Below are 6,313 nucleotides of genomic sequence, written 5' to 3'. Positions count from 1 at the left end.
AAATGCCGATTATCTGTTAGCTACCTGGCATAAGGACTATCGCCCGCAAACCCTGGAGTTCGCCGCCGATACCCGGTGGACAGGGCTCGATATTCTGGAGGAAGGCAGCGACGGAGACACAGGCACGGTTCATTTTATTGCCACCTTTAACGAAGATGGTGAGTGGCTTCTGCTTGAAGAAAAGTCGCGTTTTGAACGGCTGGGTGGGCGATGGTATTACCTTGCCGGAGAAACCGATTTTCGCTCGCCCGATGTCGGCCGGAATGACCCCTGCCTGTGCGGCTCGGGGAAAAAGTGGAAAAAGTGCTGCGGCTGAGTCGCTTCTGATTTTTGACAGCAGCCTTTTCTGAAGATTTGAGGGCTGCTTATTTATCTGAGGGCTGCATGCCTTTGAGTAGCATGCCCCAGGTCATGGCTAATGCACCGGCCATAGAAAGCAATAACATCACGTTAATAAAGACGGTGTTGCGCTGGTAGTAGCTTAGCTGGGGAACTGCTTCTTCTGAACAGGCACCACTGGTATAGTCATAGTGCAGCCCGGCATCGGTACATTGACCGGCTGACATTAATTCAAAGCCGAAGGCAACAATCAGGGTGATCGCAGGAAGGGCGAATAACAGGGAGCCGTAACGCGTCAGCATGTGCGCAATCTCTCTAAACGCAGAAAGGAAACTTGACAGAAGTTATAAGAAGTCTGCATCTTACCCCTCACTGCTGGTTCACCACAACGATAATAAGTGTTTCATGAAAAAGATTTCTTTGCTTGTTTTGTCCGCATTTCTCGCGGTGTCGAATGCCTGGTCTGCAACGCCTGAGCAATTGGATCAGCTGCTGCAGCAGATCAAAAACGACATATCAGCGAAACGTCTTTCGTCACCGGAAGGCAACAATGCGCTGGAAAAAATAACTCAGTTCCGCAGTGAAGCGCCTTTCGATTATCGCGTGGTGCCGCTCGCTTATGACTGGGGTGAGGCGTACGTGGCCTTGTCTGCGCAGGCGCGTGAGAAGGGCCAGTTGAGCAAAGCTCAGGGGTATCTGGATAACGTCTGGAAAGTAGCCGCTTTGACGCCGGGCCTTGAAGATGAGCAGCGTGCTCTGGATCAGGCTAAGGCAAGCTCTGGCGTCGATACCCGCGCCGTCGCCGCGAAAGAAAAAGCCGACGCCGAAGAACAGGCTCGTCAGCGTGAGCTGGCTGCGGCAGCTGAGAAAGAAAAAGAACGTTTACGTATTGAAGCTGAGAAGCAACGCAAGATAGCCGCTGCCGAAGCCGCAGAAAAACGACGTCGCGAAGCCGCCGAAAAGGCGCGTAGAGCAGAGCAGGAACGTCAGCGTCGCGCAGAGCAGGAGCGTCAGCGCCAGATTGCCGCTGCAGCCGCGGCCAAGCAGAAGGCCTCAAGTTCGTCGCCAGTATTGAATTCACCGATCGATCTCGATGATATTGCTTTGGACCCTGTTGCTCCGGCACCTGCGCCTAAGCCACGTCTGGCGGCGCCGAAGGCCGCTGCGAAGACACCGACGGCTCAGTCCACGCGACTCTGGGCCCAGGCGAAAGAAGAGAGCGACGCTATTGCTGAATATACGGTGCCACCTCAGGCACTCCAGTCTAAAGACCGTGCTATTGCCGAAAAAATGGGCGATATCTGCCAGAAGATGGTGGACGAAGACGCTTCGGTGGTTGTTCATTCGGCCAGTAAGTCGGATTATCGTTGGTTGGCTGTACGCCTGACTCTCTGCGCACGTCGCATTGACCGTGGATACCGCCTGCGCCACAGCTATCAGCCAGTTGCCGTTGGGGAGTCTGCGATCGTGGCGCTGCACCCACCGCGCGATTCTTCTCTGCTTAAGCAGGTCGGTCAGTAAGCCGTCGGAAATGCCGGTCGTGGTTCCCTCGGGTGGAACCAATACCTGTGGCTCGGGTCGTATGAGCGGATAGCGCTGACAAGCGCGTCAGCCGTGATACAATCCGGGCCATTATTGTTTTAATTCAGCCAATACTGATAGCGAACCATGTACTTATTCCGTCTGTTTATTTCTGCGTTACTCTTTTCCTTTTCTTCTCTGACTCTTGCTGCTGTCATTATCCCTAAACCTCCTGTCCTGGACGCCACAGCCTATATCCTGATGGATGCAGATAGCGGCGAAGTTCTGGTTGAGCACAACTCGGGTGAGCGTTTGCCGCCTGCGAGTATGACCAAGATGATGACCAGCTACATTGCTGTTCACGAAATGGTTGAAGGCAATGTGACCGAAGACACCATGGTGCCGATCAGTGTGACCGCCTGGAAAAAAGGCGGCTCTAAGATGTGGGTCCGTGAAGGCACTGAAGTGAAAATGATCGACTTGCTGCGCGGTATTATTGTGCAGTCAGGTAACGACGCGTCCATCGCAGTCGCTGAGTATTTTGCCGGGTCTGAGAGTGCGTTTGCAGGGTGGATGAACCAGTACGCGCAGGAGTTTGGTATGTTCGACACCAACTTCGAGAATGCGACAGGCTGGCCCGCTGAAGGCCACCTGACAACGGCACGTGATCTTGCTTTGTTGGCGAAGCACATTATTAAAGACCACCCGACTTATTACAGTCTTTACGCTGAAAAGTATTTCGAATACAACGACATCCGCCAGCCAAACCGCAATAAACTGCTGTGGCGTGATCCGAGCGTGGATGGCCTGAAAACCGGCCATACGGAAGAAGCTGGATACTGTCTCGCGGCATCAGCTAAGCGTGATGACACTCGCCTTATTGCCGTTGTGATGGGGACACGCAGCGAAGAAGCGCGTGCACGTGAGACTCAGAAACTTCTGGGCTACGGTTTCCGCTATTTTGAAACGCACAAGCTTTATAGCAAGGGCGATGTGCTGGCGACTGAGAAAGTCTGGCTGGCGAAGCAGGACACCATCGACCTGGTGGTTGCGGAAGACATTTACATGACCCTGCCGCGTGGCTCGCGGGATGAGTTAGTCGCAGAAGTCGTTAGCCCTGATTATCCAGAAGCTCCGCTGTCGGCCGGGCAGGGTGTTGGCACGCTGACGCTGAAGATGGGTGAGGAAGAACTGGGCAAGCATGATCTTGTTGCAGCGACGGATATTGAAGAGTCGGGCTTCTTTGGACGTCTGATCGGATCCATCAAACTTTTCTTCGTGCGCCTCTTCGCCTGAAGCTGGTGCCACTAGGCTGCCGCTGACCGTACTGGCAGCACACTTTTCATGTCTGCCGCTTGAAAATTCAGGCGGCAGCATCCATAAATGTAACCATTGTTCTGTTTATCTTCTGAGATACCGCCGTGAGCCAACCTGAAGCCCCTAAAATTGAGTTTCCCTGTGAGAACTATCCGGTCAAAGTGGTCGGCGAGGCGATGGAAAACTACGAAGAGGTGATCGTCGAAATTGTCCGTGTTCATGCGGAAGACTGTGACATGGAGCGAATCCGCATTCAGGAGAGTTCGAATGGACGTTTCCGTTCCGTGACCCTCTATATCACCGCGACGGGTAAAGATCAGTTGGTTAATATCCACAAAGACCTGATGGCCCACGCTAACGTACGCATGGTGATCTGATGCAGACCCGCATGCTGGGGTTGGCAGATTATCAGACGGTCTATGATGACATGACGGCCTTCACCGAAGGACGCAATGACGAAACTCCAGATGAGCTCTGGTACCTTCAGCATCCTCCTGTGTTTACTCAGGGGCAGGCCGGTAAAGCCGAGCATGTTCTGTTTCCCGGTGATATCCCGGTCGTGCAGACCGATCGTGGTGGTCAGGTAACTTACCATGGTCCTGGTCAGCTGGTGGTGTATCTGATGATCGACATCGCCCGCCGCGGTTGGGGGCCTCGACAGTTAGTCAGTGCTATTGAACAGGCCATCGTTGATACTCTGGCAGAGTGGAATATCGAAGCCTCGCCGCGCAGCGACGCGCCAGGTGTTTACACGGGCGAACGGAAAATTGCCTCGCTGGGCTTAAGAATACGCCATGGGCGCTCATTTCATGGGCTGGCGTTGAATATAGACATGGATCTTGAACCCTTCCGCCGGATTAACCCCTGTGGGTATGCGGGGATGGAGATGACGCAGATGACTGCCGAAACTGACAGCGCAGTGAGTTTCGACGCAGTGACCGACCGTCTCGACTATCATTTACAGCGCCTGCTAGCCAATGACGGTTCAGGTACTGATGAAACGACTCCGGAGTAATTGATGTCAGAACGACGCAAAGTAGTGCAGGGCGAAAAACTGCGAGGTGCAGATAAAGTCGCCCGCATCCCGATTAAAGTCATTCCGACCGAAGAAATACCGCGTAAACCAGACTGGATCCGCGTGCGCATTCCAGCGACTCCGAAGATCAATGAGATTAAGCAGAAACTGCGTAAGCATAAGCTGCATACCGTTTGCGAGGAAGCCAGTTGTCCTAATCTGGGAGAGTGTTTCGGCGGCGGTACCGCAACCTTTATGATCATGGGCGACATCTGTACACGTCGCTGCCCGTTCTGTGACGTTGGTCACGGCCGTCCTAACCCTCTGGATACCGAAGAGCCAGTCAACCTGGCGACCGCGATTGCTGATATGGGCCTGAAGTACGTGGTGATCACCTCGGTCGACCGTGATGACCTGCGTGATGGTGGCGCCCAGCATTTTGCCGACTGCATTCGCCTGACCCGTGAGCATAGTCCGGGTATTCAGCTGGAGGTTCTGGTGCCTGATTTCCGTGGTCGCATGGAGGTCGCACTCGATATCCTGACGGAAACTCAACCTGACGTGTTTAACCACAATCTTGAGACGGTACCGCGTTTGTACAAGGAGTGTCGTCCGGGTTCCAACTATGAGTGGTCTCTGACGTTGCTGAAGGAATACAAAGCCCGTAATCCTGAGATCATCACCAAGTCAGGTCTGATGCTTGGATTGGGTGAGACGAATGAAGAAGTGGTTGATGTGATGCGTGATATGCGTGCGCACAACATTGATCACATCACTCTTGGTCAGTACCTGCAGCCGAGCCGTGATCACTCACCAGTGAAGCGCTTCGTTACACCGGAAGAGTTCAAAGAATTAGGTGATATCGCAAAAGAGATGGGCTTTATTCGTGTGACCAGCGGGCCGCTTGTGCGCTCTTCTTATCACGCTGATCAGCAGGCCGAAGGCATCGATGTCAGCGGCGTGCCCGTCAGCTGAATAACTGACCGGCACGTTATAAGCGGGGCACGACAGGCTCCGCTTATATTCAGGCCTGTTTCAGCATCGAGTACAAGTCATCTTTCAGGTGTACACGCTTCAGTCGTAAAGCGTCCAGTGTTTCGTCTGACGCCGGCGTGGTGTCTTCTTCAATCTTCCGTACTTCTTTATCCAGCTCGTGATACTCGTCGAATAGACGGGCGAAATGCCGGTCGTTCATTTTGAGTTCATGGATCTGCTCTGCCATGTCTGGAAAATCGTGGTGTAAATCATGATGTTCGACGTTCATAAGGTTCCTCCTGTTGGGACAATTTCAGATTACCTTTGCTGCCCGTATCCACATTGACCTGGATCAGGTTAGTGAGTTCCTGCAATGTACTATTCCGTACATTTTGTCTGGACGAAGTTAGGGTTGTGGTCTTTATTTATAGATAACTCAATTAATAAGTAGTTTATTCAGCCACGAGGAAGAAAATGCCAGGTAAGGTTGTTGTTCTGGATAATGAAGCACACTCGATATCCCTGTTAGGTCATATCCTCAGCCACCTTGATGTCGCAGGATTCAGTACGGTAGAAGACTACCTGGCCTGTACCGAAAAAGATTCGGACTGCATTGTTCTCGATGGTTCGGGAATGAACAGCAGTGATGATGAACTCTTCAGGATGTTGCGTGAGCATCCGGATACCTCAGGCATACCTGTGATTTACGTCGGCGATAACCTCAGTATCGATACTCGCCTTGCGATCTATGAGGCGGGTGTCGACGATTACGTCAGCAAGCCATTTGACGTAGCCGATCTGCAGGCGAAAGTATCGCGCGCCCTTCACCAGCGCCGATATGAGCGAGAATTACTCGACAACGCAGAAAATGCTAAGCAGGCCGCTTTTGAAGCCATGACGCACGCTGCGGAACAGGGCGAAATTGTGCGCTACATGGAGCAGATCTCGATGTGTCAGAAGCTGGATGAATTGGCACAGGCACTGCTGAATCTTCTCTCGCGTTTTGGTCTGAATGCCGTTTTTTCGTGCTGGCTCGAAGGCGATGAGTGGCCTCATTATTACTCGCATTCTGGAGCGGCTTCTCCACTTGAACAAGATCTGATGCAGTCCGGTCACGGTGGTGGTCGTATCATGGAGTTCGGCCGC

Annotated in this window: 9 protein-coding genes; 7 read left to right on the top strand and 2 right to left on the bottom strand. The window is 52.8% G+C overall.

The genetic code is table 11. The features are described from left to right. Positions 1-316, top strand: a 316-nt coding sequence (locus B2067_RS11515) for a YchJ family protein (RefSeq protein ID WP_301388549.1), incomplete at its 5' end; no start/stop codon positions are given. 49 nt (positions 317-365) lie between these two features. Here the strand turns inward: B2067_RS11515 and B2067_RS11510 are convergent. Continuing rightward, positions 366-641 (bottom strand): hypothetical protein, encoded by a 276-nt coding sequence (locus B2067_RS11510; RefSeq protein ID WP_068444427.1) that lies wholly within the window; start codon positions 639-641, stop codon positions 366-368. Between the two features lie 103 nt (positions 642-744). On the opposite strand from B2067_RS11510, the gene B2067_RS11505 reads away from it, so the two are divergent. From B2067_RS11505 to lipA, 5 genes are all read left to right on the top strand, one after another. Then, positions 745-1,860 (top strand): hypothetical protein, encoded by a 1,116-nt coding sequence (locus tag B2067_RS11505; protein ID WP_139325700.1) that lies wholly within the window; start codon positions 745-747, stop codon positions 1,858-1,860. 147 nt (positions 1,861-2,007) lie between these two features. Beyond that, positions 2,008-3,156, top strand: a complete 1,149-nt coding sequence (locus B2067_RS11500) for a D-alanyl-D-alanine carboxypeptidase family protein (RefSeq protein ID WP_301388547.1) — start codon at positions 2,008-2,010, stop codon at positions 3,154-3,156. A gap of 125 nt (positions 3,157-3,281) precedes the next feature. Next, on the top strand, positions 3,282-3,554 hold the full coding sequence (locus B2067_RS11495) for a YbeD family protein (RefSeq protein ID WP_301388545.1): 273 nt from the start codon (positions 3,282-3,284) through the stop codon (positions 3,552-3,554). Continuing rightward, positions 3,554-4,192 (top strand): lipoyl(octanoyl) transferase LipB, encoded by a 639-nt coding sequence (gene lipB, locus B2067_RS11490; RefSeq protein ID WP_068436311.1) that lies wholly within the window; start codon positions 3,554-3,556, stop codon positions 4,190-4,192. The genes B2067_RS11495 and lipB overlap by 1 nt, the downstream gene beginning before the upstream one ends. Positions 4,193-4,195: 3 nt before the next feature. Continuing rightward, on the top strand, positions 4,196-5,167 hold the full coding sequence (gene lipA, locus B2067_RS11485; RefSeq protein ID WP_068444438.1) for a lipoyl synthase: 972 nt from the start codon (positions 4,196-4,198) through the stop codon (positions 5,165-5,167). 49 nt (positions 5,168-5,216) lie between these two features. Here lipA and B2067_RS11480 read toward each other — a convergent pair whose 3' ends face one another. Beyond that, positions 5,217-5,456, bottom strand: a complete 240-nt coding sequence (locus B2067_RS11480; RefSeq protein WP_068434710.1) for a YdcH family protein — start codon at positions 5,454-5,456, stop codon at positions 5,217-5,219. Positions 5,457-5,641: 185 nt separating this feature from the next. Here B2067_RS11480 and B2067_RS11475 point away from each other — a divergent pair. After that, a partial coding sequence (locus B2067_RS11475) for a response regulator (protein ID WP_301388544.1) occupies positions 5,642-6,313 on the top strand: 672 nt, incomplete at its 3' end.

This window comes from Thalassolituus sp. UBA2590 (assembly GCF_002339775.1).
GTDB lineage: Bacteria > Pseudomonadota > Gammaproteobacteria > Pseudomonadales > Oceanobacteraceae > Thalassolituus.
This window is presented reverse-complemented; position numbering and strand designations above follow the sequence as displayed.

What these genes read in the sequence shown, in the direction of transcription:
- B2067_RS11510 (WP_068444427.1), bottom strand. Translation starts at nt 641, where the DNA reads ATGCTGACGCGTTACGGCTCCCTGTTATTCGCCCTTCCTGCGATCACC.
- B2067_RS11505 (WP_139325700.1), top strand. Translation starts at nt 745, where the DNA reads ATGAAAAAGATTTCTTTGCTTGTTTTGTCCGCATTTCTCGCGGTGTCG.
- B2067_RS11500 (WP_301388547.1), top strand. Translation starts at nt 2,008, where the DNA reads ATGTACTTATTCCGTCTGTTTATTTCTGCGTTACTCTTTTCCTTTTCT.
- lipB (WP_068436311.1), top strand. Translation starts at nt 3,554, where the DNA reads ATGCAGACCCGCATGCTGGGGTTGGCAGATTATCAGACGGTCTATGAT.
- lipA (WP_068444438.1), top strand. Translation starts at nt 4,196, where the DNA reads ATGTCAGAACGACGCAAAGTAGTGCAGGGCGAAAAACTGCGAGGTGCA.
- B2067_RS11480 (WP_068434710.1), bottom strand. Translation starts at nt 5,456, where the DNA reads ATGAACGTCGAACATCATGATTTACACCACGATTTTCCAGACATGGCA.